31 protein-coding genes are annotated in these 22,461 nt (G+C 62.6%); 26 read left to right on the forward strand and 5 right to left on the reverse strand.

Annotated elements, in window-relative coordinates; all coding sequences use genetic code 11:
* Positions 1-33 precede the first annotated feature (33 nt).
* From AC27VE_RS02865 to rplQ, 19 genes are all read left to right on the forward strand, one after another.
* On the forward strand, positions 34-786 hold the full coding sequence (locus tag AC27VE_RS02865; RefSeq protein ID WP_035213995.1) for an aspartyl/asparaginyl beta-hydroxylase domain-containing protein: 753 nt from the start codon (positions 34-36) through the stop codon (positions 784-786).
* A 356-nt stretch (positions 787-1,142) separates the two neighbouring features.
* The gene (gene rplN / locus AC27VE_RS02870; RefSeq protein WP_006216531.1) at positions 1,143-1,511 is read left to right on the forward strand and encodes a 50S ribosomal protein L14; all 369 of its coding nucleotides are present in this window, start codon (positions 1,143-1,145) and stop codon (positions 1,509-1,511) included.
* An 11-nt stretch (positions 1,512-1,522) separates the two neighbouring features.
* Entirely contained in the window at positions 1,523-1,843 is a 321-nt protein-coding gene (rplX, locus tag AC27VE_RS02875; RefSeq protein ID WP_006227036.1) for a 50S ribosomal protein L24, read from the forward strand.
* A gap of 12 nt (positions 1,844-1,855) precedes the next feature.
* Entirely contained in the window at positions 1,856-2,395 is a 540-nt protein-coding gene (rplE, locus tag AC27VE_RS02880) for a 50S ribosomal protein L5 (RefSeq protein WP_006216529.1), read from the forward strand.
* Positions 2,396-2,407: 12 nt separating this feature from the next.
* Positions 2,408-2,713, forward strand: a complete 306-nt coding sequence (gene rpsN, locus AC27VE_RS02885; protein WP_006227037.1) for a 30S ribosomal protein S14 — start codon at positions 2,408-2,410, stop codon at positions 2,711-2,713.
* A gap of 10 nt (positions 2,714-2,723) precedes the next feature.
* Positions 2,724-3,119: a 30S ribosomal protein S8 gene (gene rpsH / locus AC27VE_RS02890; protein ID WP_006216525.1), complete on the forward strand. Its 396-nt coding sequence runs from the start codon at positions 2,724-2,726 to the stop codon at positions 3,117-3,119.
* A 12-nt stretch (positions 3,120-3,131) separates the two neighbouring features.
* Positions 3,132-3,665, forward strand: a complete 534-nt coding sequence (gene rplF / locus AC27VE_RS02895) for a 50S ribosomal protein L6 (RefSeq protein ID WP_006227038.1) — start codon at positions 3,132-3,134, stop codon at positions 3,663-3,665.
* Between the two features lie 21 nt (positions 3,666-3,686).
* Positions 3,687-4,052 carry a 50S ribosomal protein L18 gene (gene rplR / locus AC27VE_RS02900; protein ID WP_006227039.1) on the forward strand — a complete coding sequence of 122 codons (366 nt, stop codon included), beginning with the start codon at positions 3,687-3,689 and terminating at the stop codon, positions 4,050-4,052.
* A 15-nt stretch (positions 4,053-4,067) separates the two neighbouring features.
* Positions 4,068-4,589, forward strand: a complete 522-nt coding sequence (rpsE, locus tag AC27VE_RS02905) for a 30S ribosomal protein S5 (RefSeq protein WP_006216521.1) — start codon at positions 4,068-4,070, stop codon at positions 4,587-4,589.
* 3 nt (positions 4,590-4,592) lie between these two features.
* Positions 4,593-4,778, forward strand: coding sequence for a 50S ribosomal protein L30 (gene rpmD, locus AC27VE_RS02910; protein ID WP_006216520.1), 186 nt, complete (start codon positions 4,593-4,595; stop codon positions 4,776-4,778).
* A 9-nt stretch (positions 4,779-4,787) separates the two neighbouring features.
* A complete protein-coding gene (gene rplO / locus AC27VE_RS02915) occupies positions 4,788-5,228 on the forward strand; it encodes a 50S ribosomal protein L15 (RefSeq protein WP_105555709.1) in 441 nt (146 codons plus the stop codon).
* A gap of 14 nt (positions 5,229-5,242) precedes the next feature.
* Positions 5,243-6,568 carry a preprotein translocase subunit SecY gene (gene secY, locus AC27VE_RS02920; RefSeq protein WP_088588568.1) on the forward strand — a complete coding sequence of 442 codons (1,326 nt, stop codon included), beginning with the start codon at positions 5,243-5,245 and terminating at the stop codon, positions 6,566-6,568.
* Positions 6,569-6,576: 8 nt separating this feature from the next.
* Positions 6,577-6,795, forward strand: a complete 219-nt coding sequence (gene infA / locus AC27VE_RS02925) for a translation initiation factor IF-1 (protein ID WP_003806927.1) — start codon at positions 6,577-6,579, stop codon at positions 6,793-6,795.
* Positions 6,796-6,829: 34 nt separating this feature from the next.
* Positions 6,830-6,943, forward strand: coding sequence for a 50S ribosomal protein L36 (rpmJ, locus tag AC27VE_RS02930; RefSeq protein WP_003806928.1), 114 nt, complete (start codon positions 6,830-6,832; stop codon positions 6,941-6,943).
* Between the two features lie 43 nt (positions 6,944-6,986).
* Entirely contained in the window at positions 6,987-7,352 is a 366-nt protein-coding gene (gene rpsM, locus AC27VE_RS02935; RefSeq protein WP_006216517.1) for a 30S ribosomal protein S13, read from the forward strand.
* A gap of 15 nt (positions 7,353-7,367) precedes the next feature.
* Complete coding sequence (gene rpsK, locus AC27VE_RS02940) at positions 7,368-7,769, forward strand: 30S ribosomal protein S11 (RefSeq protein WP_006216516.1); 402 nt, start codon at positions 7,368-7,370, stop codon at positions 7,767-7,769.
* A gap of 11 nt (positions 7,770-7,780) precedes the next feature.
* Positions 7,781-8,404: a 30S ribosomal protein S4 gene (gene rpsD, locus AC27VE_RS02945; protein WP_006227422.1), complete on the forward strand. Its 624-nt coding sequence runs from the start codon at positions 7,781-7,783 to the stop codon at positions 8,402-8,404.
* A gap of 220 nt (positions 8,405-8,624) precedes the next feature.
* Positions 8,625-9,611 carry a DNA-directed RNA polymerase subunit alpha gene (locus AC27VE_RS02950; RefSeq protein WP_006216514.1) on the forward strand — a complete coding sequence of 329 codons (987 nt, stop codon included), beginning with the start codon at positions 8,625-8,627 and terminating at the stop codon, positions 9,609-9,611.
* 184 nt (positions 9,612-9,795) lie between these two features.
* A complete protein-coding gene (rplQ, locus tag AC27VE_RS02955) occupies positions 9,796-10,188 on the forward strand; it encodes a 50S ribosomal protein L17 (protein WP_006216513.1) in 393 nt (130 codons plus the stop codon).
* 81 nt (positions 10,189-10,269) lie between these two features.
* On the opposite strand, the gene AC27VE_RS02960 is transcribed toward rplQ, so the two are convergent.
* Positions 10,270-10,707: an HIT family protein gene (locus AC27VE_RS02960; protein ID WP_006227423.1), complete on the reverse strand. Its 438-nt coding sequence runs from the start codon at positions 10,705-10,707 to the stop codon at positions 10,270-10,272.
* Positions 10,708-10,828: 121 nt separating this feature from the next.
* Between AC27VE_RS02960 and cutA the strand changes: the two genes are divergently transcribed.
* From cutA to AC27VE_RS02975, 3 genes are all read left to right on the forward strand, one after another.
* Entirely contained in the window at positions 10,829-11,176 is a 348-nt protein-coding gene (gene cutA, locus AC27VE_RS02965; RefSeq protein ID WP_006227424.1) for a divalent-cation tolerance protein CutA, read from the forward strand.
* Complete coding sequence (dsbD, locus tag AC27VE_RS02970; RefSeq protein WP_488702985.1) at positions 11,176-13,092, forward strand: protein-disulfide reductase DsbD; 1,917 nt, start codon at positions 11,176-11,178, stop codon at positions 13,090-13,092. The genes cutA and dsbD overlap by 1 nt, the downstream gene beginning before the upstream one ends.
* Positions 13,093-13,221: 129 nt before the next feature.
* Entirely contained in the window at positions 13,222-14,100 is an 879-nt protein-coding gene (locus AC27VE_RS02975) for a DMT family transporter (RefSeq protein WP_280027349.1), read from the forward strand.
* 74 nt (positions 14,101-14,174) lie between these two features.
* On the opposite strand, the gene hemB is transcribed toward AC27VE_RS02975, so the two are convergent.
* Together hemB and yihA are read right to left on the reverse strand one after the other, a co-directional pair.
* On the reverse strand, positions 14,175-15,191 hold the full coding sequence (gene hemB / locus AC27VE_RS02980) for a porphobilinogen synthase (RefSeq protein WP_006227426.1): 1,017 nt from the start codon (positions 15,189-15,191) through the stop codon (positions 14,175-14,177).
* Complete coding sequence (yihA, locus tag AC27VE_RS02985; protein WP_006227427.1) at positions 15,188-15,811, reverse strand: ribosome biogenesis GTP-binding protein YihA/YsxC; 624 nt, start codon at positions 15,809-15,811, stop codon at positions 15,188-15,190. The genes hemB and yihA overlap by 4 nt, the downstream gene beginning before the upstream one ends.
* 223 nt (positions 15,812-16,034) lie before the next feature.
* Here yihA and AC27VE_RS02990 point away from each other — a divergent pair, with 223 nt between their 5' ends.
* The 3 genes from AC27VE_RS02990 (at position 16,035) to ccsB (ending at position 20,312) form a co-directional block, all read left to right on the forward strand.
* Entirely contained in the window at positions 16,035-16,736 is a 702-nt protein-coding gene (locus tag AC27VE_RS02990; protein WP_035214109.1) for a c-type cytochrome, read from the forward strand.
* A 120-nt stretch (positions 16,737-16,856) separates the two neighbouring features.
* Positions 16,857-18,935, forward strand: coding sequence for a cytochrome c biogenesis protein ResB (locus AC27VE_RS02995; protein ID WP_035214107.1), 2,079 nt, complete (start codon positions 16,857-16,859; stop codon positions 18,933-18,935).
* Positions 18,936-18,944: 9 nt separating this feature from the next.
* A complete protein-coding gene (gene ccsB / locus AC27VE_RS03000) occupies positions 18,945-20,312 on the forward strand; it encodes a c-type cytochrome biogenesis protein CcsB (protein WP_006227430.1) in 1,368 nt (455 codons plus the stop codon).
* A gap of 241 nt (positions 20,313-20,553) precedes the next feature.
* Here ccsB and lysA read toward each other — a convergent pair whose 3' ends face one another.
* Positions 20,554-21,846 carry a diaminopimelate decarboxylase gene (lysA, locus tag AC27VE_RS03005; protein ID WP_488702986.1) on the reverse strand — a complete coding sequence of 431 codons (1,293 nt, stop codon included), beginning with the start codon at positions 21,844-21,846 and terminating at the stop codon, positions 20,554-20,556.
* Positions 21,843-22,106, reverse strand: a complete 264-nt coding sequence (gene lptM / locus AC27VE_RS03010) for an LPS translocon maturation chaperone LptM (RefSeq protein ID WP_337360715.1) — start codon at positions 22,104-22,106, stop codon at positions 21,843-21,845. The genes lysA and lptM overlap by 4 nt, the downstream gene beginning before the upstream one ends.
* Here lptM and cyaY point away from each other — a divergent pair.
* Positions 22,057-22,386: an iron donor protein CyaY gene (gene cyaY, locus AC27VE_RS03015; protein WP_088588573.1), complete on the forward strand. Its 330-nt coding sequence runs from the start codon at positions 22,057-22,059 to the stop codon at positions 22,384-22,386. The two genes, lptM and cyaY, sit on opposite strands and share 50 nt — an antisense overlap.
* Positions 22,387-22,461: the final 75 nt, after the last annotated feature.

Below are 22,461 nucleotides of genomic sequence, written 5' to 3' on the forward strand. Positions count from 1 at the left end.
GGGGCATCCTTGGCAGCTATCACCGAACCCATCGTGCAATCCGTCGACGCGCGCCCCGCCGGCAAGTCCAGTATCTACTCCCGCGTGTTGTTCCGTTTCATCGATTGGCTGCGACACCGCATCGCGAAAGCGTCGCTGGTGGGGGACCGGCCCATTTTCCAGAACAGCCAGTTCCCATGGATCGCCGCCCTGGAAGCCCAGACGCCCGCCATCCGCGCCGAGCTGACGGCGCTGCTGGCGCAACGCCAGCAGCTGCCGGCCTTCCATGAGATCTCACCCGATGTGGGCATGATCACGTCGGATGACCAATGGAAGACGTTCCTCTTCATGGGCTACGGCCTGCGCTCCGAGCGCAACCTGGCCAGCTGTCCGGCCACGGCCCGAGCGCTGGAAGGGATCCCGGGTATCCGCAGCGCCTTCTTCTCGATCCTCGAGGCCGGCAAGCGGATCCCGCTGCACACCGGCCCGTACAACGGCGTCCTGCGCCTGCACCTGGGGCTCGTCGTGCCCGAGCCGGCGGACCGGTGCTGGATCGAGGTCGGAGGCGAGCGCTACAGCTGGCGGGAAGGCCGGGCCGTGGTGTTCGACGACCTCTATCCCCACCAGGTGCACAACGATACGGACGGCCTGCGCGCCGTGTTGTTCGTGGATTTTGAACGTCCCTGCCGGGTTCCGGTAAAATGGTTGAATCGCCTGGTGCTCAGGGCGGCCCCCTTCACGGACGAAATCCGGCGGGGCAAGGCCAACCATGACGCCTGGGAGAAGGGCTTTTACCGTCACAAATAAGGGGCGGATAGCTCGAAAACCGTCCCCTCGTTGAGGGGGCGTGGTGTTTTGTGCGTCAATCCAACAAAGTGCTTGCGCTCAAAATTTAACCACGCTAGAATGATCAGCTTTCCCAGATTGTCGATCCAGTTAACCGAAAGTTGTTTCGAAGACTAGTCGGCGTGTTGGGGGAATACCCGCAGGATTTCAACCCAGGGTCGTTGCGTTGCCAACCAGTTGTAGAGATGGAGCGAAAGCTCTAGAGCTACAACACATAAAGCAGGGCGGCAGACCTGACGGGACCAAAACTGGCAGGAATTGCAGTGTTCCCTTATTGGGAAAACCGTATTTCCAGTTAAGTTGGAACAGGAAAAATCATGATCCAAATGCAGACCACGCTGGACGTGGCCGATAACACTGGTGCGCGTCATGTCATGTGCATTAAGGTGCTCGGTGGCTCCAAGCGCCGTTATGCCGGTATCGGCGACATCATCAAGGTGAGCGTCAAAGATGCGGCTCCGCGCGGACGCGTCAAGAAAGGCGAAATTTACAATGCCGTGGTGGTTCGTACCGCCAAGGGCGTGCGCCGTAAAGACGGTTCGCTGATTCGTTTCGGTGGCAATGCCGCCGTGTTGCTCAACGCCAAGCTGGAGCCCATCGGCACCCGCATCTTCGGACCCGTTACGCGTGAACTGCGTACCGAGAAGTTCATGAAGATCGTGTCGTTGGCCCCGGAAGTGCTGTAAGGAGCCCTACGATGAACAACATTCGTAAAGGCGACGAAGTCATCGTCCTGACCGGCCGCGACAAGAAGCGTCGCGGTACCGTGCTGGCTCGTGTTGATGCCGACCACGTTCTGGTCGAAGGCGTCAACATCGTCAAGAAGCACGTGAAAGCCAACCCGATGGCTAACAACCCGGGCGGGATTGTCGAAAAGACCATGCCGATCCACATCTCGAATGTGGCGCTCTTCAACCCCGCAACCGGTCGTGGCGACCGCGTGGGCGTTCAAGAAGTCGAAGGTCGCAAGGTCCGCGTGTTCCGTTCCAATGGTGCCGTTGTCGGCGCCAAGGCGTAAGGGGCGATAGACATGTCTCGTTTGCAAGATTTCTACAAGAGCAAGGTCGCTGGCGACCTGCAGGCCAAGTTTGGCTACAAGAGCGTCATGGAAGTGCCGCGCATCACCAAGATCACCCTGAACATGGGTGTCTCGGAAGCCGTGTCCGATAAGAAGGTTATCGAACACGCGGTGTCGGACCTGACCAAGATTGCTGGCCAAAAGCCTGTCGTGACGAAGACCAAGAAGGCTATCGCCGGTTTCAAGATCCGCGAAAACTACCCGATTGGTTGCATGGTCACGCTGCGTGGTCAACGCATGTACGAATTCCTGGATCGCCTCGTTGCGGTCGCGCTGCCTCGCGTGCGTGACTTCCGTGGTATCTCGGGTCGTGCATTTGACGGCCGCGGCAACTACAACATCGGGGTGAAAGAGCAGATCATTTTCCCCGAAATCGAGTACGACAAGATCGACGCGCTGCGTGGGCTGAACATCAGCATTACCACCTCCGCGAAGACCGACGAAGAAGCCAAGGCGCTGTTGACGGCCTTCAGCTTCCCGTTCCGTAACTAAGGGGCTGATGACGTGGCAAAACTTTCCCTCATCAATCGCGACATCAAGCGCGCCAAGCTGGCTGACAAGTTCGCTGCCAAGCGCGCTGAGTTGAAGTCGATCATCGACGACCAGTCGAAGACCGACGAAGAACGTTACCAAGCTCGGCTCAAGCTGCAACAGCTGCCGCGCAATGCCAATCCGACGCGCCAACGTAACCGTTGCGTGGTCACCGGTCGTCCGCGCGGTGTGTTCCGCAAGTTCGGCCTGACGCGTCACAAACTGCGTGAAATGGCGATGAAGGGCGAAATCCCCGGCATCACCAAGGCCAGCTGGTAGGAGATACATTATGAGCATGAGCGATCCCATCGCCGATATGCTGACCCGCATTCGCAATGCGCAGCAAGTGGACAAAGTTACGGTGAGCATGCCCTCCTCGAAGCTGAAGGCGGCAATTGCCGCTGTGCTGAAAGACGAAGGCTACATCGACAGCTTTGAAATCAAGGGCACCCAGGCCAAGCCTGAGCTCGAGATCACCCTGAAGTACTACGCTGGCCGTCCGGTTATCGAGCGCATTGAACGCGTGTCGCGCCCCGGTCTGCGTATCTACAAGGGCCGTACCAGCATTCCTCAGGTCATGAACGGCCTGGGCGTGGCTATCGTTTCGACCTCGCGCGGCGTCATGACCGACCGTAAGGCTCGCGCCAACGGCGTCGGCGGCGAAGTGCTGTGCTACGTGGCCTAAGGAGAAATTCTAATGTCACGTATCGCTAAGTATCCGGTCGAACTGCCCAAGGGTGTCGAAGCTGACATCAAGCAGGATCAGATCACTGTCAAGGGCCCGCTGGGCACCCTGACCCAAGCCCTGACTGGCGACGTCACCGTTGCGTTGGACGAAGGCAAGCTCACGTTTGCCGCCGCTAACGAAACGCGTCACGCCAATGCCATGTCGGGTACCGTGCGCGCTCTGGTGGCCAATATGGTTACCGGCGTGAGCAAGGGCTTCGAGCGCAAGCTGACCCTGGTTGGCGTGGGTTACCGCGCCTCGATCCAAGGCGATGCCGTTAAGCTGCAGCTCGGTTTCTCGCACGACGTTTTGCATCAGTTGCCGGCCGGTATCAAGGCCGAATGCCCCACCCAGACGGAAATCGTCATCAAGGGCGCCAACAAGCAAGTCGTCGGTCAGATGGCCGCTGAAATCCGCGCGTACCGCGAACCCGAACCCTACAAGGGCAAGGGTGTGCGTTACTCGGACGAACGCGTCGTCATCAAAGAAACCAAGAAGAAATAACGGCGCACGCAAGGACGAATCATGGACAAAAAAGTTTCCCGTTTGCGTCGTGCGGTTCCGACCCGCCGGAAGATCAACGAGCTGCGCGTTCACCGCCTCTCGGTCTTCCGCTCGAACCAGCACATCTACGCCAACATCATTTCGCCGGAAGGCGATCGCGTTCTGGTCAGCGCCTCGACGGTGGAAGCCGAAGTGCGTGCGCAACTGGCCGGCCAAACCGGTCAGGGTGGCAACACTGCCGCTGCTACGCTGGTCGGCAAGCGCGTGGCCGAAAAGGCCAAGGCTGCCGGTATCGAACTGGTCGCTTTCGATCGCTCGGGCTTTCGTTACCATGGCCGCGTGAAAGCGCTGGCCGATGCCGCGCGTGAAGCCGGCCTGAAGTTCTAAGCGAGGATCTGTCAAATGGCTAAAGTACAAGGCAAGAACGCCGCGGAAAAAGAGAACGATGACGGCCTCCGCGAAAAGATGATCGCGGTCAACCGCGTGAGCAAAGTGGTCAAGGGTGGTCGCACCATGAGCTTTGCCGCGCTGACCGTGGTTGGCGATGGCGATGGTCGCGTCGGCATGGGTAAGGGCAAGGCGCGTGAAGTGCCGGTGTCCGTTCAGAAGGCAATGGAACAGGCCCGTCGCGGCATGTTCAAGGTTGCCCTGAAGAACGGCACGCTGCACCACACCGTGGTTGGCAAGCATGGCGCCGCTACCGTGCTGATCTCGCCGGCTGCTGAAGGTACTGGCGTTATCGCCGGCGGCCCGATGCGCGCTATTTTTGAAGTGATGGGTGTGCGTAACGTGGTTGCCAAGAGCCTGGGCTCGAGCAACCCCTACAACATGGTTCGCGCCACGTTGAACGGTCTGCGCGCTTCCCTGACCCCGGCCGATGTTGCTGCCAAGCGCGGCAAGTCGGTCGAAGAAATCCTGGGGTAAATCATGGCTCAGAAGCAGATCAAAGTGACCCTCGTGCGCTCGGTGATCGGTACCAAGCAATCGCACCGTGATACGGTTCGCGGTTTGGGCTTGGGTCGCATCAACAGCAGCCGCGTGCTGGTCGATACGCCCGAGGTGCGTGGGATGATCCGTAAGGTGGATTATCTCGTTTCCGTCTCGGAAGCCTAAGGAATCACCATGTCGGATATGCAACTTAATTCGCTGAAGCCCGCTGAGGGCAGCAAGCACGCCAAGCGCCGCGTCGGCCGTGGCATCGGTTCGGGTCTGGGTAAAACCGCCGGCCGTGGTCACAAGGGTCAGAAGTCGCGCTCGGGCGGTTTCCATAAGGTTGGCTTCGAAGGCGGTCAAATGCCGCTGCAGCGTCGTCTGCCCAAGCGTGGTTTCACCCCGCTCGGTCAACACCTGTATGCCGAAGTTCGTCTGTCGGACCTGCAAGCCCTGCCCATCGACGAAGTCGACGTGCAAGTGCTGAAGGCGGCTGGCGTGATTGGCCAGGCGGTTCGTTACGCCAAGGTCATCAAGTCGGGTGAACTCTCGCGCAAGGTCGTGCTCAAGGGCATTACCGCGACGGCTGGTGCTCGCACCGCCATCGAAGCCGCGGGCGGCTCGCTTGCTTGATCACGAGGTGACGAGTGGCTAACGCGCAGGCATTGGGCAAAACCGGAGCACGGTACGGTGATTTGAAGCGCCGTCTTGTGTTCCTGGTGCTCGCCCTGGTGGTTTACCGTTTGGGTACACACATCCCCGTACCGGGTATTAATCCGGATGCGCTGGCGGACTTGTTCCGTCAGAACCAGGGCGGGATCCTGGGCCTGTTCAACATGTTCTCGGGTGGGGCGCTCTCGCGTTTCTCGATTTTTGCCCTGGGGATCATGCCGTACATTTCGGCATCCATCATCATGCAGTTGATGTCGGTGGTGGTGCCGTCGCTGGAAGCGCTCAAGAAAGAGGGCGAAGCCGGTCGTCGGAAGATTACCCAGTACACCCGCTACGGCACAGTCGTGCTGGCGCTGGTGCAAGCAGTGGGCATTTCGGTAGCGTTGGAGTCCCAACAGGGACTGGTGATCGATCCGGGTATGCTGTTTCGCTTCACGACCGTTGTGACTCTGGTCACTGGCACCATGTTCGTCATGTGGCTGGGTGAGCAGATTACGGAACGCGGTCTGGGCAACGGGATTTCCATCCTGATCTTCGCAGGTATCGTTGCGGGTCTGCCCGCGGCGCTGGCTGCACTGTTGGACCTGGTCCGCACCAACGCGATGTCTGTGCTTTCCGCACTGTTCATCGTGGCTCTGGTGGTGCTGGTTACCGCTTTTGTGGTGTTCGTGGAACGCGGACAGCGCAAGATCACGGTGAACTACGCCAAGCGTCAGGTCGGCAATAAGGTCTACGGTGGTCAAAGCTCGCATTTGCCGCTGAAGCTGAACATGGCAGGGGTGATTCCGCCGATCTTCGCATCGTCGATCATTCTGTTCCCGGCCACGATCACGAGCTGGTTCTCCAGCAGTGAGAACATGCGCTGGCTTAGCGACCTGGCTGCGGCCCTGTCGCCTCGTCAACCGCTCTACATCACGCTGTACTCCGTCGCGATTATTTTCTTCTGCTTTTTCTACACGGCTCTGGTGTTCAACAGCCGCGAAACGGCGGACAACCTGAAGAAGAGTGGTGCGTTTGTTCCGGGCATTCGTCCGGGTGAACAAACAGCGCGCTACATCGACAAGATCCTGATGCGTCTGACGCTCGCAGGTGCCTTGTACATCACTTTGGTGTGCCTGTTGCCTGAATTCTTGGTGATGCGCTGGAACGTTCCTTTCTACTTCGGTGGTACGTCTCTGTTGATTATTGTGGTGGTGACGATGGATTTCATGGCACAGGTTCAGGCCTACATGATGTCTCACCAGTACGACTCGTTGCTCAAGAAGGCCAACTTCAAGGGCGCGGGTTTGCCGATGCGGTAAGCAAAAGAATGTCCAAGGACGACGTCATTCAGATGCAAGGCGAGGTTCTTGAGAACCTCCCGAACGCGACATTTCGCGTCAAGCTCGAAAACGGCCACGTGGTGTTGGGCCATATTTCCGGCAAGATGCGTATGCATTACATCCGGATCCTGCCGGGTGACAAGGTCACAGTGGAGCTCACGCCCTATGATCTGACGCGAGCCAGGATAGTTTTCCGCTCCAAATGAGCGGAACCGGATTACGGAAAATTAGGAGTCAACCATGAAAGTAATGGCATCGGTTAAGCGGATCTGCCGCAACTGCAAAGTTATCAAACGTCACGGCGTGGTGCGTGTTATCTGCACCGACCCGCGTCACAAGCAGCGTCAAGGCTAACTCGGGTTAGCGACTACGCAACAGATTTATTCAAGGAATAGTCATGGCCCGTATTGCTGGCATTAACATCCCGCCGCAACAGCACGCCGAGATCGGACTGACCGCCATTTTTGGCATTGGTCGTACGCGCGCTCGCAAAATCTGCGAAGCGGCAAACGTACCCTTTGACAAAAAGGTCAAGGATCTGAACGACGCTGAATTGGAACGCGTCCGCGAACATGTTGGTTTGTTCACGGTTGAAGGCGACCTGCGTCGTGAAGTACAGCTCTCGATCAAGCGTTTGATCGACCTGGGAACCTACCGCGGTATGCGTCACAAGCGCGGTTTGCCCGTGCGCGGCCAGCGCACTCGCACCAACGCACGGACCCGTAAGGGCCCGCGTCGTGCAGCTGCGTCCCTGAAGAAATAATCGAGGAACAGGATTATGGCGAAAGCTTCCACCAGCGGCGCATCGCGCGTGCGCAAAAAGGTTAAGAAGAACGTCTCGGACGGCATCGCGCACGTTCACGCTTCGTTCAACAACACCATCATCACCATCACCGATCGTCAGGGCAACGCACTGTCGTGGGCCACGTCGGGCGGTGCTGGTTTCAAGGGTTCGCGTAAGTCGACCCCGTTCGCCGCGCAGGTCGCTGCTGAAACGGCTGGCCGCGTCGCGCTGGAGTACGGCATCAAGACTCTGGAAGTGCGTATCAAGGGCCCCGGCCCCGGTCGCGAATCGTCTGTCCGTGCGCTGAACGCGCTGGGCATCAAGATTTCGTCCATCGCCGACATCACGCCCGTTCCGCACAACGGCTGCCGTCCGCCGAAGCGTCGTCGTATCTAAAGGGAATCCACATGGCACGTTATATTGGACCCAAATGCAAGCTCTCGCGCCGCGAGGGTACTGACCTGTTCCTGAAGAGCGCCCGTCGCTCGCTGGATTCCAAGTGCAAGCTGGATTCCAAGCCTGGCCAACACGGCCGCACTTCGGGTGCCCGCACTTCCGACTACGGCCTGCAGCTGCGCGAAAAGCAAAAGCTCAAGCGCATGTACGGCGTGCTGGAAAAGCAATTCCGCAAGTACTTCGCTGAAGCAGAGCGTCGCCGTGGCAACACCGGCGAAACCCTGATCCAGCTGCTGGAATCGCGCCTGGACAACGTCGTCTACCGCATGGGCTTCGGCTCGACGCGCGCCGAAGCTCGCCAGCTGGTGAGCCACCGCGCCATCGAACTGAACGGCCACACGGCTGACATCGCTTCGATGCTGGTCAAGGCTGGCGACGTCGTTTCGATCCGTGAAAAGGCCAAGAAGCAAGGCCGTATCAAGGAATCGCTCGACCTGGCCACCAGCATCGGCATCCCCCAATGGGTGGAAGTCGATTCGACCAAGCTGACCGGTACGTTCAAGTCGGTCCCCGATCGCGCTGACGTCGCTCGCGACATCAACGAATCGATGGTCGTCGAACTGTACTCGCGTTAATCAGGTCTCTGCCGGCGCCTCCTTCGCAGGTGTGCCGGCACGAAGCTGGTCTCGCGACCCGTTTGCACGTCCCGCAGCAGCCCGCTTTCCGCCTTTTGGTGGGGCGGGCTTTGCGGTAAGTATCGGCCGGCGTTTTCGCGCCGCCCGAGTTTCATGTTTCACCCTGTCCATCAGCCTTATCGGTGTAACGAGCCGAGGGTATTGAAAAGGAACACAGTAAATGTCCACTCAAGGTTTCCTGAAGCCGCGCTCCATTGAAGTCGAACCGGTCGGCACGCACCATGCCAAGATCGTGATGGAGCCGTTCGAGCGTGGCTACGGTCATACGCTGGGCAACGCCCTGCGCCGCATCCTGCTGTCTTCGATGACCGGCTACGCGCCGACCGAAGTCCAGATGACGGGCGTAGTGCACGAATACTCGACCATCCCGGGCGTTCGCGAAGATGTCGTCGACATCCTGCTGAACCTGAAGGGCGTGGTCTTCAAGCTGCACAATCGCGACGAAGTGACCCTGGTTCTGCGCAAGACCGGCGCGGGCACCGTGCTGGCCAGCGACATCGAGCTGCCGCATGACGTCGAGATCATCAACCCCGGCCATGCCATTTGCAACCTGACGGACGCAGGCAAGCTGGAAATGCAGATCAAGGTTGAAAAGGGCCGCGGCTACGTGCCGGGCAACGTGCGCGCGCTGTCGGAAGACCGCACCCACACCATCGGCCGCATCGTTCTGGACGCTTCGTTCAGCCCGGTCCGCCGCGTGAGCTATGCGGTTGAAAGCGCCCGCGTGGAACAGCGCACCGACCTGGACAAGCTGGTTCTGGACATCGAAACCAACGGCGTCATCTCGCCCGAGGAAGCGGTGCGCCAGTCGGCTCGCATCCTGATGGACCAGATCTCGGTCTTCGCTGCTCTGGAAGGCGCTGGCGATTCGTACGAAGCCCCGGTCCGCGGCACGCCGCAGATCGACCCGGTGCTGCTGCGCCCGGTCGACGACCTGGAACTGACCGTGCGTTCGGCCAACTGCCTGAAGGCCGAAAACATCTACTACATCGGCGACCTGATCCAGCGTACCGAAAACGAGCTGCTCAAGACCCCGAACCTGGGTCGCAAGTCGCTCAACGAGATCAAGGAAGTCCTGGCTGCACGTGGTCTGACTCTGGGCATGAAGCTCGAGAACTGGCCGCCCCTGGGCCTGGAGCGTCCGTAAGTCTTAAGAGGGTGACGCCCCGGAAACGGGGCGTTTCCCGCAGCGCCCGGCTTTGCCGCCGGGCCGTTTGCGAAATCGTCGTAAAATGCACCGTTTTCTACCGGACCGCGGCCTGATTGCAGGTTGATAGAAGAGCCGGCAACCCGATGGCGAACGCCATCTTTAGATTCAAAGGAAACTTATCATGCGTCACGGTAATGGCTTGCGTAAGCTCAACCGCACCAGCAGTCACCGTCTTGCCATGTTCCGCAACATGGCCGTTTCGTTGATCACCCACGAAGCCATCAAGACCACGCTGCCGAAGGCGAAAGAATTGCGCCGCGTCATCGAACCCCTGATCACGCTGGGCAAAGAGCCCACGCTGGCGAACAAGCGTCTGGCATTTGCCCGTCTGCGCGATCGCGATGCGGTGGTGAAGCTGTTTGCCGAAATCGGCCCGCGCTACGCGGCCCGTAACGGTGGCTACACCCGCGTGCTGAAGATGGGCTTCCGTCAAGGCGACAACGCTCCCATGGCTTTCATGGAACTGGTTGACCGTCCGGAAGTTGATGAAGCCGCTGCGGACAGCGCCGAGTAATTCTCGGTAGCTCGATAAGCGACAAGGGCGGGTCTTCGGACCCGCCCTTGTTTTATTTGCGCGCCCGCCACGGCGTTTGGGTCACGAGGCGTGCAATTCCCCCCGCAACTGCGCTGCGGTGGCCGCCAGCGCCTCCTGAGGCGGTTGGGGCGGCATCCGGAACGTCAGGTCCTGCTGTTCGATGTACTGCGTGGACGTCACGTCTTGCGTGTGATGCATCGGGATGATGTGGGCGTGGGCGTGCGCCACGTGGATGCCGGTGAAGGCGAAGCCCACCCGTTCGACCCCGTACAGGCGCTTCATGTGACGCCCGAGCTTCTGCCCCAGGTTCAGGATGTGGCCGGCGAGATCGGCAGGCATGTCCTCGTAATAGGGGTAATGCTGCTTCGGAATGATGAGGGTGTGGCCCGGGCGCACCGGCTGGATGTCCAGGAAGGCCAGCAGGCGCTCGTCTTCGTGGATGATGTGCGCGGGGATCTCGTGCCGCGCGATGCGGCAGAACAGACAGTTGTCGGACATGCGTGCCTCGGTGAAAACGGATGGCTGGGTGGCATGGCCGGCGCCGAGGATCCGGGCGGCCGCCGCAATACCGATAAAATACCCCGAGTTACATCTCACACGGGTATCCCGAGGAGGCTCCATGTTGCGCGATGACGACGTCGTGCTGGTCATCAGCAATGCGCCGGACGTGCTGCTTGCGAAGCGCATCGCGCACGTGCTGGTGGAAGACGGGCTGGCGGCCTGCGTGAACCTTGGCGCGCCGGGCCTGTCCATCTACCAGTGGAACGGAGAGGTCGAAGGGGCGGAAGAAGTCCCCATCCACATCAAGACCACCTACGCGCGCCACCAGGCAGTGGTTCAGGCCCTGGCGCAGATGCATCCCTATGATGTGCCCGAAATCATCGTGCTGCCGGTCATCGGCGGCGCGGCGCCTTATCTGGATTGGGTGCGCGAGCAGACGGCCGTCACGCAGAACAAGAGAGACTGATGTTGCAACTTGCCGGTATTGTCGGTGCGCCGCGGCGCCCGATTCACGCCACCCGCGCTGCCCGCGCGGCCCATGCCCTGTTCAGGCAATGCCTGATGTTCCTGGCGATGGCGCTGCTGCTGATGGGATGGCAGGCGGCGGCGCATGCCGAGGCCGAGTTCCTGGAGCCCGAAAAGGCTTTCGTGTTCAGCGCGCAGATGGCTGCACCCGATACGCTGGAGCTGCGCTACAAGGTCGCGCCCGGCTACTACATGTACCGCGAGCGTTTCGGCATCACGATCAGCCCCATGGGGGCAACGACGCTGGGCGAAGCCGTCTACCCCAAGGGCGAGGTCAAGTACGACCCGACCTTCGAGAAGGACATGGAGGTCTTCCACAAGGACGTGGTGATCCGCGTGCCGGTCGGCGCCGGGGGCCAGCCCTTCACCCTGACCCTGACCGGCCAGGGCTGTGCGGACGCCGGCCTGTGCTATCCGCCGATGGACAGCAGCGTGAAACTGACGCCGGTGGCGGGTGGTTACGCGCTGGCGGGTGGCGCATCCGCGCTGGCGCCGGCGTCGCAGGCAGCACCGTCGGGCGGGCTGAGCGCGCTGTTCAACGCTGGCGACACCGGCCTGGCTGACGCGCTGGGCGGTCTGGGCTGGGCCAAGACCGCGGGCGTGTTCCTGGTGCTGGGCCTGTTGCTGGCCTTCACGCCCTGCGTGCTGCCGATGATTCCCATCTTGTCTTCAATCGTGTTGGGCGGCGTGGCGCAGCCCCGGCCGACGCGCGGCCGCGGACTGGCGCTGGCGGCGACCTATGTGCTGGGCATGTCGGTGGTCTACACCGCGCTCGGCGTGGCCGCAGGACTGAGCGGCGCGGGCTTGGCCGCCTGGCTGCAGACGCCCTGGATCCTGACGCTGTTCGCCATCCTGCTGGCCGTGCTGGCGCTGGCGATGTTTGACGCGTTCACGTTCCAGATGCCGTCGGGCATCCAGGCGAAGCTGGCGGAGCGTTCGTCGCGCATTCCGGGCGGGCGTTATACCGGTGCGCTGGTGATGGGCGCCTTGTCTGCGCTGATCGTCGGGCCTTGCGTGGCCGCGCCGTTGGCGGGCGCGCTGCTGTATATCTCGCAAACGGGCGACGTGGTCCTGGGTGGGTCGGCGTTGTTCGCCATGGCCTGGGGCATGGGCGTGCCGCTGTTGATCGTGGGTGCGTCGTCCGGCGCGCTGCTGCCCAAGGCGGGCCCCTGGATGGACGGTGTCAAGCGCCTGTTCGGCATGTTGTTGCTGGCGACTGCCTGGTGGATGCTCATCCCCGTGGTGCCGACCTGGGTGCAGATGACGGGTTGGGCGTTTCTGGCGGTGGTGTCGGCCGTGATGCTGCGGGCGTTCGATGCCTTGCCGGCGGGCGCGGGTGCGGCGCGCATGTTCGGCAAGGGGCTGGGCTTGCTGCTGGCGCTGGCGGCGGCTGCATGGCTGGTCGGCGCGGCCAGCGGCGGACGCGATGTGCTGCAACCGTTGTCGCATCTGGCCTCGCGCGCCGGTGCGCCTTCGGATGCCGCGGCCGCAAGCGGGGAAGTCCATTTCACCCGCGTGCGCAACAATGCCGAGCTAGATGCGCTGCTGGCGCAAAGCCGCCAGCCGGTGATGCTGGATTTCTACGCCGACTGGTGCGTGTCGTGCCGCGAGATGGAACGCTTCACCTTCACCGATCCCGGCGTGGCGCAACGCATGTCGGGCATGCTGCTGGTGCAGGCGGACGTGACGGCGAACAATGCCGATGACCGCGCGCTGCTCAAGCGCTTCCGCCTGTTCGGCCCGCCGGGGATCATGTTCTTCGAGCCGGGTGGCAAGGAATTGCCGGAAGCCCGCGTGGTGGGTTTCCAGGACGCCAAGCGCTTCACGGAATCGCTGGACAAGGTGCTGGTGCGCTGACGCCTGGGCGTATACCATGGCTGCTGCGCCGCGTGGGCGGCGCACACCACTCCCTTCAGGCCGGCGCCCGTGACGTCCCCAACAGTTGATGCAAGCCAGGACCGGCAAGGTCTTATCTATGTTCAATTGATGTTCGTCATGGCCACATGGGGCCTGAACATCGTCTCCATCAAGTACCTGACGCAGCACATGGACATCCAGGCGCTGGCCGCCGTGCGGATCGTCGTTGCGTTCATCACCGTCACCCTCATCATCAAGGCCCGCCGCGGCCGCATCCCCAAGCTGGGCCGCGTCGAGCTGGGCTGGGTAGCGCTGGCAGGCTTCCTGGTGGTGTACGCGCACCAGGTGGCGCTGGTCTCGGGGCTGCGGTTTTCTTCGGCGGCCAACGGCACGCTGATCATGGCTACCAGCCCCTTGCTGTCGGCGCTGCTGGCCGCCATCTTCTATCGCGAAAAACTGACGCTGGTACGCATCTCGGGCGCCATGCTGGGCCTGTTGGGCGTGGGCATGGTGGTCGCAGGCAGCGGCGCGCAGATCGGCCTGACGGGCTGGGGCGACGCGGTCGTGTTCGTGGCCGTGCTGGTGTTTGTGTTCGGCGGCCTGGTCATCCAGCGCATGTCGCGCACGATGGATCCGCTGGGCATGCTTTGGTACATGTACCTGGCAGGCGGGCTGATGCTGGTGGTGCATGCGGCGATGACGCCGGCGTCGTATCAGACCGACACCTGGCAGATGACGTGGTGGCCGTGGCTGGTGCTGATGTTTTCCGCGGTGGTGGCATCAGGCGTCAGCAACATCATCTGGAATGCCGGCATCGCGCGCCTGGGCATCAGCCGCGCCGCGCTGTTCGTGAACTGGCTGCCGATATTCGGGCTGCTGTTCGCCTCGCTGTTCCTGGACGAACACGTCACCCTGACGCACGTCGTGGGACTGGCTTGCGTGCTGGGCGGAACGTGGCTGGGATTGCGCCGCGTGGCGCCTGCCGTGCCGCGCAACGGGCGGGCATAAGGCAAAGGGGCATAAGGTAAAGAAGACGCCTTGCGGGCTGGCCGGATACGTCCAGCCCGCAAGGCGTTGCGCGATCAGCGCTGGGCTTTGAGCAGCTTGGCCGCTTCGATCGCGAAGTACGTCAGGATGCCGTCGGCGCCGGCGCGCTTGAACGCCAGCAGCGCTTCCATCATGACCTTGTCGTGGTCCAGCCAGCCATTGGCGGCGGCGGCCTTGATCATCGCGTATTCGCCGCTGACCTGATAGGCGAAGGTGGGCACGCGGAACGTGTCCTTCACGCGGCGCAGCACGTCCAGGTACGGCATACCCGGCTTGACCATGACCATGTCGGCGCCTTCCTGCAAGTCGGCAGCCACCTCGCGCAGCGCTTCATCGAGGTTGCCCGGATCCATCTGGTAAGCCATCTTGTTGGACTTGCCCAGGTTGGTGGCCGACCCCACGGCGTCGCGGAAGGGGCCATAGAACGCGCTGGCGTATTTGGCGGAGTACGCCATGATCTGCGTGTGGATATGGCCGTTGGCTTCCAGCGCGCGGCGTACGGCGCCGATGCGGCCGTCCATCATGTCGCTGGGGGCGACCATGTCGACGCCGGCGGCCGCCTGCGTGAGTGCCTGCTTGACCAGGATCTCGACGGTCAGTTCGTTGATGACGTAGCCATCTTCGTCGATGACGCCGTCCTGGCCGTGGCTGGTGTAGGGATCCAGCGCCACGTCGCACAGGATGCCGAGTTCCGGAAAGCGCTTCTTCAGTTCGCCGACCACGCGCGGAATCAAGCCGCGCGGATTGGTCGCTTCGATGCCGTCGGGGGTCTTCAGCGACGCGTCGATGACGGGGAACAGCGCCAGCACCGGGATGCCCAGCTTCACGCATTCTTCGGCCACGGGCAGCAGGGTGTCCAGCGAATAGCGGACGACGCCGGGCAGCGACGGCACGGCTTGCTGCAAGCCCGTGCCTTCGGCCACGAAGACGGGATAGATCAGGTCATTGACCGTCAGCGCGTTCTCGCGCACCAGGCGGCGGGTGAAGTCGTCGCGACGCAGGCGGCGCGGGCGGGAAACCGGAAACTCGGGGGTGATGATCTGCGGGTTCATGGTACGACCTTGGGAGAAATCCAATTTTCAATGTGGGCGCCGGCTTCTTCCAGACCGATGCGCTCGGGCGCCGAGAAAGGAATGGTGTGCAGCGCGCCGATGTCCGCCAGGTCCTTGCGCACGGAGAAGACGGTGCGCATGCGCTGGCCGTAAGGCAGCTTGTCGGCCTTGGTCAGCAGCGCCAGCACGGGGCGTCCGGTGGGGGCGATGAAGTTGGCCAGGCGGCGGTCCAGTTCGGTGACGCCGCGGCGGATGTCGATCAGCAGCACGATGCCGGCCAGCGACTCGCGGTCACGCAGGTAGCCACCGAGGATGTCGGCCCATTTTTCTTTCTCGTTGCGGGCGACCGAGGCATAGCCATAGCCGGGCAAGTCGACGAGAAAACCGATGTGGCCTTCCGGATCCAGCGGGTCGGGCAAGCCGAACATGTTGATCAAGCGCGTGCGGCCCGGCGTCTTGCTCGAGAAGGCAAGACGGCGCTGGTTGCACAGCACGTTGATGGCCGTGGATTTGCCGGCGTTCGAGCGGCCGACAAAGCAGACCTCGGGAGCGCCGGCGGCCGGCAACTGGTCGAGGCGAGCTGCGGAGGTAAGGAAGGAGGCGCGATGTAGGAGGGACACGGATGGGCTTTGGATACGGTTGGTTTCGAGCCCTATTGTATAATCCGGCGTTTGCAACAGTGGTCCCCGTGCGCGGAGCCGTCTTTTTTGCTTACTCTTTGGGTTGCCGATGGCAGCCTGGAAGGCAGAATGGGCAAATCAGGTTCGAGACGGTTTTCCAAGGTGAGCGGGGCAGGCGTGGGCGCCTTTTTGCGCCTTGATCGATGTGATCGTCGAGGTCTTCATGAAGCGTGTGCTGTCCCGGATGTTGGTTGCGAGCGGGCTGTTGCTCGGCGCCTCCGCCTTATCGACCCCCAGTTTCGCCGCTGACGGCGCTGCGGGCCCGGCCAAGCCAGATGCCGCCAAGGGCGGTCAGCTGTTTGACCAAGGCGACGCCTCAAGAGGCATCATTGCCTGTGCGTCCTGTCATGGCGCGGCGGGCAACAGCACCATCCCGGTGAACCCCAACCTGGCCGCGCAACCCCACGAATACCTGGCCAAGCAATTGGCTGATTTCCAGGTCAAGCAGGGCGCCAAGCTGCCTGTGCGCAATGGCGCCGGCGGCAATCCGACCCCGATGACGGCCATGGCGCAGAACCTGACGCCGGCCGACATGCAGAACATCGCGCTGTATCTGGCGCAGCAACCGCTGAAAGAGCCTGCCACGGCCGGCCAGGAGAAGCTGGTTGATCTGGGTCAAAAGATCTGGCGCGGCGGTTTGCCGGAACGCAATGTCCCTGCGTGCGCGGCGTGCCACTCTGCCAATGGTGCGGGCTTGCCCGGCCAATACCCCCGCTTGTCGGGGCAGTTCCCCATGTACATCGAAGAGCAGCTCAAGCTGTTCCGCAGCGGTGACCGCAAGAACGACATCATGTTCGCCATTGCGGACCGCATGTCGGACGCCGACATCAAGGCGGTGTCGGACTACGCGGCAGGCCTGCGGTAGGCTTCTTGCCTGCAACACGCGCGGCTGGTCCGCGTTCATGCAACTTGGGCATGACGGAACCTGTTTCCGTCGTGCGCTGTCTATGAGGGGGGTAGCCGATAGCGCGGCCCCCCTTTTTTCATGAATTCAACACGAACCCATACCCGTCCCTCCCTGCGCAGCCTGCCTCGCGATTTCTTCGAACTGCTCGGTTCGATGCGTTTCGCCGTCAGCCTGCTGATGTTCATCTGCGTGGCGAGCCTGGTCGGGACCGTGTTGCAGCAGAACCGCTCGTCGAACAACTACATCGACCAGTTCGGGCCGTTCTGGTTCGAGGTGTTCGACAAGTTCTCGATCTGGCACGTCTACAACAGCTGGTGGTTCCTGGTGATCATGGGATTCCTGGTCGTATCGACCTCGGTCTGCCTGATCCGCAACGCGCCCAAGATGCTGCGGGATGCACGTTCGTTTCGCGAACACGTGCGGGCCAGCAGCCTGCGGGGTTTTCCGCATCGCGTGGAAACCGAAGCCCCCACCGACGTGCCGCAGACCGCGGCCGGCCTGAAGTCCCTCTTGGAACGCATGGGCTACGCGGTGCGGCAACGCACGGACAACGACGGCGTAATGCTGGCGGCCAAGAAAGGCAGTGCCAATCGGCTGGGCTATGTGTTCGCGCATGCGGCGATGGTCATCATCTGCATCGGGGGCCTGCTGGACAGCGAACTGCCTGTGCGCCTGCAAGTGATGCTGGGCGGCAAGAAGCCCATCGTCGAGAACATGCTGATCTCGGAAGTGCCGGAAAGCGGCCGCCTGTCGGTCGACAACCCGAGCTTTCGCGCCAGCGTGCTGGTGCCCGAAGGCGGCCAGGCCAGCACGGCGGTCGTGATGGTGGGCGACGGCGCCCTGGTGCAGCCGATGCCCTTCACGTTGAAGCTCAAGAAGTTCGTCGTCGATTACTACTCCACGGGCATGCCCAGCCGCTTTCTGAGCGAAGTTGAAGTCACCGACCCCGACACCGGCAAGACGTTTGATTCCACCATCGAGGTCAACGAACCGCTGCGCTTCAAGGGCATGACCGTCTACCAGTCCAGCTTCGACGACGGCGGCAGCACGGTGGTGCTGAAAGGCTACCCGCTAGTAGGTTCTGGCGATGCGACGTTCGCCGTTGACGGCACGGTGGGCAAGACCGCCGAAGTAACCGCTCACACAGCAAACGGGCCGCGCAGCATGGGCGTCGAAATCACGGCGATGCGCCCCATCAACGTGGAAGACCTGACGCGCGGCGAGCCCAAGGGCCCGGACCGCAGCTTCGCCGAGCACGTGGCGTCGGTGTCGGGCAGCGCGGCGGGCAAGAAGAACGAGAACCTGCGCAACGTGGGACCCAGCGTCGAATACAAGCTGATCGACGATGCGGGCCAGGCCCACGAATTCCAGAACTACATGCTACCCATGGAACTCGACGGCGCCAGCGTGTTCCTGGCTGGCGTGCGCAACAACGCGTCGGAGCCGTTCCGCTACCTGCGCATCCCTGCCGACGACGACAGTTCGATTGCCGAATTCATGCGCTTGCGCGCGACGCTGGCCGACCCGGCGGCGCGCCAGGAGGCGGCCCGCCGCTTCGCCGAGCGCAACAGCCCGTCGGGCGCCGATCGCCAGCCCTTGCAGACGGCCGCCGAGCGCGCGCTGGAGACCTTCGCAACTGGGGGCCTGCAAGCCGTGGCCGCCTTCCTGCAGGCCAATACGCCCGCCGCCGACCTGGAGCGCGCGGCCGACGTCGTGATCCGGTTGATCGGCGCCAGCATGAACGAATTGCGCGCCATTGAACGCGAGCGCGCGGGCCTGCCCGCCGTGGCGGTCGAAGGCCCCGAGGGCGAGCGCGCGGCGGTATGGTCGCGCCTGGCGGTGGCCGCGCTGTCGGACCTGACGGTGTATCCGGCGCCGGTGTTCCTGTCGCTGGCGGATTTCAATCACGTGCAGGCCAGCGTGTTCCAGGTCAGCCGCACGCCGGGCAAGAACACCGTCTACCTGGGCAGCCTGTTGCTGGTCCTGGGGGTGTTCTCGATGTTCTATATTCGAGACCGCCGCGTCTGGATCTGGGTCAAGCCGCATGAGGGCGGAAGCAGCGTCATGGCGGCCATGACGTCCCAGAAGCGTACACTCGACTTCAATCAAGAGTTCGAACGCTTCAAGCAGGCGCTGCTGCGCCAGAAGAGGTCTTAAGGTTTATTTATGTCGACTACGACCACTACGCATCCCTCGTCGCCGAAGGCGCTGAACGCGTCGCCGGACACGCTCTGGCAGGACAGCCTGTCGGAAACCGGCGACAGCCGCGCCCGGCGCGGCAAGCCCGATTGGACCGACATCGTCTTTTTCCTGCTGCTGTCGGTGGGCGCCGCCTTCGCGCTGACCCGCCACGGCAACGCGATGGACTATTACGAGAAGATCATCCTGTGCGGCACCGTGCCCGCGCTGGCGTGGCTGGGTTGGCTGTGGCGTCCGCTGCGCCACCTGATGATCGCCTGTGCGATCGCGGCCGGGCTGGCCCTGATGCTCTACGGCAATGACCTGGCCCGCGCCGAGCAGGTGTTCTTCCTGAAGTACCTGTTCTCGTCCCAGTCCGCCATCCTGTGGATGTGCGCGCTGTTCGCATTGGCGATGGTCTGCTACTGGATCGGCGTGTTCAGCCCGACGGCCGCATGGCTGGGCACGGCGCTGACCTGGGGCGCGGTGTTCGCCGGCGTCACGGGGCTGCTGGTGCGCTGGCGCGAAGGCCATCTGATGGGGCCGGACCTGGGCCACATCCCGGTCAGCAACCTGTACGAAGTGTTCGTGCTGTTCTCGCTGATCACCGCGCTGTTCTACCTGTACTACGAACGCAAATACGCCACGCGAGCACTCGGCGGCTTCGTGCTGCTGGTGGTGACGTCCGCCGTGGTGTTCCTGCTGTGGTATTCGTTCACGCGCGACGCGGGGCAGATCCAGCCGCTGGTGCCAGCCTTGAAGAGCTGGTGGATGAAGCTGCACGTGCCGGCCAACTTCATCGGCTACGGCACCTTCTCGCTGGCGGCGATGGTGGGCTTTGCCTATCTGATCAAGCAGCATGGGCAGACGACGTCGTGGGCAAAGCTCACGCCGCTGTTCATCCTGGGCGTGCTGCTGTGCGCCGAGCCGATGGTGTTCCGCACCGACGGCCTGTCGGCGACCTGGATGCTGTACTTCGGCATCGGCGCCGTGATCGTGGGCGCCATCCTGCTGGGCCGCCGCCGCATCGCCGCCGCGCTGCCGTCGCTGGAAGTGCTGGACGACATCATGTATCGCGCCATCGCGATCGGCTTCGCGTTCTTCACGGTGGCCACCATCTTGGGCGCGCTGTGGGCGGCCGATGCCTGGGGCGCGTACTGGCAATGGGACCCCAAGGAGACCTGGGCGCTGATCGTCTGGCTGAATTACGCTGCCTGGCTGCACATGCGCCTGATCAAGGGCCTGCGCGGCACCATGGCGGCCTACTGGGCGCTGATGGGCCTGCTGATCACGGGCTTTGCCTTCCTGGGCGTGAACATGTTCCTGTCCGGCCTGCATTCCTACGGGGAACTGTGAGGGCGCGGATGTAGAGAAAAAGGCCCCTCGGGGCCTTTTTTTGCGCTGGATAAATCGTGATGCATCGTAGGATGGGTGAAGCGCGAGAGGTCGAAGGCAAGGATATTGCTGCCGAGCGCGCGCAACCCATCGAGCAACGATTGCGTTGTGGCTGAAGTTGCCAAGAAATCACCGTTGCTTGATGGGTTACGCGCGTTGAACGAATGGGTCCTTGCCTTCGACCCCCTGCGCTTCACCCATCCTACGGCAGCGTGGATTCGCCGCGCAGCAGGTCGTCCAGGGTTTCTCGCTGGCGCACGACGTAGTAGTTGTCGCCGTCGACCATGACTTCGGCCGCGCGGGCGCGCGTGTTGTAGTTGCTGGCCATCGCCATGCTGTAGGCGCCGGCGGATTCGACGGCCAGCACGTCGCCTTGCTGGATCGCCAGGGGGCGTTGACGGGCCAGCCAGTCGGCGCTTTCGCATACCGGGCCGACGATGTCGTAAGAGGTCTGGTCGCCTGCGCGCGGGCGCAGGGCCCGCACGCCGTGGAACGCGTCGTACAGCGCCGGGCGCAGCAGGTCGTTCATGGCGGCGTCGACGATCGCGAAGTTGCGCGCTTCGGCATGCTTCAGGTACTGGACCGTGGTCAGCAGCACGCCGGCGTTGCCGACCAGCGAGCGACCGGGTTCCAGCACCAGATGCAGATGCCCGTGGCCGCGTGCGTTCAGGCGTTCGAAGACGCGGTCCAGCAAGGCTTTGGGCGAGGGGGGCGTTTCGTCCGTATAGCGGATGCCCAGGCCGCCGCCCAGGTCCAGATGCGCAATCTGGATGCCTTCCTGGTCGAGCGTGTCGATCAGGTCCAGCAGCTTTTCCAGCGCATCGAAATAGGGACTGATGTCGGTCAGCTGCGAGCCGATATGGCAATCCACGCCGACGATGTCCAGGCCCGGGAGCGATTGCGCGGTGCGGTAGGCGTCCAGCGCGGCATCGATGGCGATGCCGAACTTGTTTTCTTTCAGGCCGGTGGAGATGTAGGGGTGGGTCTGCGCGTCGACGTCGGGATTGACGCGCAGCGACACGGGGGCGAGCTCGCCCATGTTTTCGGCCACTTCCGACAGCCGGTGCAGTTCGGCTACGGATTCGACGTTGAAGCATTTCACCTGGGCCGCGAGCGCGTCGCGCATTTCCCAGGCTTGCTTGCCCACGCCCGAAAACACGATTTTCGATGGGTCGGCGCCCGCTGCCAGCGCGCGCTTGAGTTCGCCGCCGGACACGATGTCGAAGCCCGCGCCCAGGCGTACGAATTCCTTCAGTACCGCCAGGTTGGAGTTGGCCTTCATGCCGTAGCAGACCAGCACCGGGCGTTGCGCGACGGCGCTGCGGTAGGTTTCCCAGGCGGCTTTCAGCGCGGCGCGGGAATAGACGTACAGCGGTGTGCCTAGCCCATGCGCCAGATGGTCCAGGGGCACATCCTCGGCGTACAGTACGTTATTGCGGTACTGGAAGTAGGGATGGCCGGCCAGGTCTGGCTGCACGGGGTAGGCGGGCGTCATGGGATGGTCGGCGCCGGTGGAATCTGCTGCGTGGGCTGCGACGGGGTGCGCGCCGGCGGCTTGCCGTCAGGCGTCGGCATATACAAAGGCCCCTTGTACCCGCAGGCCGCAACCATGCCGGAGGCCAAGAGCGTGGCTACAATGCGAAGAGCCATGCGGCTGAATGCCAATTGGAACACTGGGAACTCCGTAATTCTTGCAGGCTCGATTATGACCGAAACCGAATTTCTTGCGTTGATCGACCAGGTGCTGGATAGCATCGAAAGCCAGGCCGATGACTGGGCGGCTTCGCTCGACGTCGACGTCGAAACCAGCCGCAGCGGTAATGTGCTGACGATGGTGTTCGAGGACAATAGCCACGTCGTGGTGAACAGCCAGGCCGCCATGCAGGAGCTGTGGGTGGCCGCGCGCAGCGGCGGCTTCCACTACCGCTACGACGGCCAACACTGGAACGATACCCGAGGCGGCCCGCAATTGCCCGACGCTTTGTCTCAGATCTGCTCCGCCGCGGCGGGCGTCCCCGTGACGTTGAAGCTGTAAACCCGACCGCCCAAACAAAAAGCCGGCCTTGATAGGCCGGCTTTTTTTTCATCGCCGGGCCGTCCCCGCGATGAA

The sequence above is a fragment of the Achromobacter sp. 18P8.1.1 genome (assembly GCF_057799415.1).

What these genes read in the sequence shown, in the direction of transcription:
- rplN (WP_006216531.1), top strand. Translation starts at nt 1,143, where the DNA reads ATGATCCAAATGCAGACCACGCTGGACGTGGCCGATAACACTGGTGCG.
- rplX (WP_006227036.1), top strand. Translation starts at nt 1,523, where the DNA reads ATGAACAACATTCGTAAAGGCGACGAAGTCATCGTCCTGACCGGCCGC.
- rplE (WP_006216529.1), top strand. Translation starts at nt 1,856, where the DNA reads ATGTCTCGTTTGCAAGATTTCTACAAGAGCAAGGTCGCTGGCGACCTG.
- rpsH (WP_006216525.1), top strand. Translation starts at nt 2,724, where the DNA reads ATGAGCATGAGCGATCCCATCGCCGATATGCTGACCCGCATTCGCAAT.
- rplF (WP_006227038.1), top strand. Translation starts at nt 3,132, where the DNA reads ATGTCACGTATCGCTAAGTATCCGGTCGAACTGCCCAAGGGTGTCGAA.
- rplR (WP_006227039.1), top strand. Translation starts at nt 3,687, where the DNA reads ATGGACAAAAAAGTTTCCCGTTTGCGTCGTGCGGTTCCGACCCGCCGG.
- rpsE (WP_006216521.1), top strand. Translation starts at nt 4,068, where the DNA reads ATGGCTAAAGTACAAGGCAAGAACGCCGCGGAAAAAGAGAACGATGAC.
- rpmD (WP_006216520.1), top strand. Translation starts at nt 4,593, where the DNA reads ATGGCTCAGAAGCAGATCAAAGTGACCCTCGTGCGCTCGGTGATCGGT.
- rplO (WP_105555709.1), top strand. Translation starts at nt 4,788, where the DNA reads ATGTCGGATATGCAACTTAATTCGCTGAAGCCCGCTGAGGGCAGCAAG.
- infA (WP_003806927.1), top strand. Translation starts at nt 6,577, where the DNA reads ATGTCCAAGGACGACGTCATTCAGATGCAAGGCGAGGTTCTTGAGAAC.
- rpmJ (WP_003806928.1), top strand. Translation starts at nt 6,830, where the DNA reads ATGAAAGTAATGGCATCGGTTAAGCGGATCTGCCGCAACTGCAAAGTT.
- rpsM (WP_006216517.1), top strand. Translation starts at nt 6,987, where the DNA reads ATGGCCCGTATTGCTGGCATTAACATCCCGCCGCAACAGCACGCCGAG.
- rpsK (WP_006216516.1), top strand. Translation starts at nt 7,368, where the DNA reads ATGGCGAAAGCTTCCACCAGCGGCGCATCGCGCGTGCGCAAAAAGGTT.
- rpsD (WP_006227422.1), top strand. Translation starts at nt 7,781, where the DNA reads ATGGCACGTTATATTGGACCCAAATGCAAGCTCTCGCGCCGCGAGGGT.
- AC27VE_RS02950 (WP_006216514.1), top strand. Translation starts at nt 8,625, where the DNA reads ATGTCCACTCAAGGTTTCCTGAAGCCGCGCTCCATTGAAGTCGAACCG.
- rplQ (WP_006216513.1), top strand. Translation starts at nt 9,796, where the DNA reads ATGCGTCACGGTAATGGCTTGCGTAAGCTCAACCGCACCAGCAGTCAC.
- AC27VE_RS02960 (WP_006227423.1), bottom strand. Translation starts at nt 10,707, where the DNA reads ATGTCCGACAACTGTCTGTTCTGCCGCATCGCGCGGCACGAGATCCCC.
- cutA (WP_006227424.1), top strand. Translation starts at nt 10,829, where the DNA reads ATGTTGCGCGATGACGACGTCGTGCTGGTCATCAGCAATGCGCCGGAC.
- dsbD (WP_488702985.1), top strand. Translation starts at nt 11,176, where the DNA reads ATGTTGCAACTTGCCGGTATTGTCGGTGCGCCGCGGCGCCCGATTCAC.
- AC27VE_RS02975 (WP_280027349.1), top strand. Translation starts at nt 13,222, where the DNA reads ATGTTCGTCATGGCCACATGGGGCCTGAACATCGTCTCCATCAAGTAC.
- hemB (WP_006227426.1), bottom strand. Translation starts at nt 15,191, where the DNA reads ATGAACCCGCAGATCATCACCCCCGAGTTTCCGGTTTCCCGCCCGCGC.
- AC27VE_RS02990 (WP_035214109.1), top strand. Translation starts at nt 16,035, where the DNA reads ATGAAGCGTGTGCTGTCCCGGATGTTGGTTGCGAGCGGGCTGTTGCTC.
- AC27VE_RS02995 (WP_035214107.1), top strand. Translation starts at nt 16,857, where the DNA reads ATGAATTCAACACGAACCCATACCCGTCCCTCCCTGCGCAGCCTGCCT.
- ccsB (WP_006227430.1), top strand. Translation starts at nt 18,945, where the DNA reads ATGTCGACTACGACCACTACGCATCCCTCGTCGCCGAAGGCGCTGAAC.
- lysA (WP_488702986.1), bottom strand. Translation starts at nt 21,846, where the DNA reads ATGACGCCCGCCTACCCCGTGCAGCCAGACCTGGCCGGCCATCCCTAC.
- cyaY (WP_088588573.1), top strand. Translation starts at nt 22,057, where the DNA reads ATGACCGAAACCGAATTTCTTGCGTTGATCGACCAGGTGCTGGATAGC.
- lptM (WP_337360715.1), bottom strand. Translation starts at nt 22,106, where the DNA reads ATGCTATCCAGCACCTGGTCGATCAACGCAAGAAATTCGGTTTCGGTC.